The sequence below is a fragment of the Bartonella sp. MM97QHHN genome, from assembly GCF_042194285.1.
Taxonomy (GTDB): domain Bacteria; phylum Pseudomonadota; class Alphaproteobacteria; order Rhizobiales; family Rhizobiaceae; genus Bartonella.
This window is the reverse complement of sequence record NZ_JBHIMS010000100.1, coordinates 1-1,076: the sequence shown is the minus strand read 5'-3', so window position 1 is coordinate 1,076 and position 1,076 is coordinate 1. Positions and strand designations below refer to the sequence as shown.

Below are 1,076 nucleotides of genomic sequence, written 5' to 3'. Positions count from 1 at the left end.
TACCCAATGCCCTTGATCTTATTTTTAAACAAGTAGGCGCCATTGTCGTTGTCGTACGCGTGAACGAGGGTGACAACGAAAATGCAACACTCACCAATATTCTGGGTGGTGTAAACGCAAATGGCGCTTATGAAGGTGTTCATGCTTTCATTGGAGCGGGGTCCATTGTAGGACAAACACCACGCATTCTCATCGCTCCAGGCTTTACACATCAACGCCCTTCCAGTGTGAATATTGAAGAGAATGGAACTGGTGCAACTGCCAACCCCGTCGCAGCAGAACTCATTGGCATTGCTGAACGCCTACGCGCCATTGTGGTGCTTGATGCACCAAACACAACAGATGAAGCAGCCCTTAGCACAGCAAAAGATTTTGATTCAAAGCGCGCCATTCTTATTGATCCATTTGTAAAGGTGAATCGTGATGGAAAAATTGTAGAACAGCCAGCAAGTGCAGCAGTTGCTGGTGTCATTGCTAAAACTGATTTTACACACGGTTTTTGGCATTCTCCTTCCAATAAAGTGATCAATGGCATTGTTGGTATTGCACGCCCCATTGATTTTTCCATTGGTGATCGATCAAGCCGCGCTAACCTTCTTAACGAACAAAACATCACAACAATTATCCGCGAAAATGGTTATCGTCTTTGGGGTAATCGCACACTTTCAAGTGATACAAAGTTTGCTTTCTTATCGGTGGTGAGAACCGCAGATATGATCAATGACGCCATTTTGCGCGGGCATCTATGGGCTGTCGATCGTAATATCAAAAAAACCTACATGAGTGACGTGAGTGAAAGCGTCAATGCCTATTTGCGTGATTTAAAAGCACAAGGCGCCATTCTTGGTGGGCGCTGTACGCCTGATCTAGAGTTGAATACAGCAAGCGCTATTGAAGGCGGAAAAGTTTATTTCAATGTCGAATTCACACCAACAACACCAGCAGAACACATCACATTCCGTTCACGCATTGTGAATGATTATTTAGAGGAGATTTTTTAATGGCTATCCCCGTTTTACCAAGAGTTTTGAAATATTTTAACATTTTTGTCGACGGCATTCCCTATCAAGCAAAAT

General features: G+C 43.8%; 1 protein-coding gene and 1 pseudogene. Both read left to right on the top strand.

Translation table 11 applies throughout. The annotated features are described in order from the left end of the window. The coding region (locus tag ACFIJW_RS07975; protein ID WP_375633877.1) for a phage tail sheath family protein at nucleotides 1-1,001 on the top strand (1,001 nt) is incomplete at its 5' end. Beyond that, nucleotides 1,001-1,076: pseudogene (locus tag ACFIJW_RS07970) on the top strand (phage major tail tube protein); the annotation flags it as partial. The gene ACFIJW_RS07975 and the pseudogene ACFIJW_RS07970, both read left to right, overlap by 1 nt.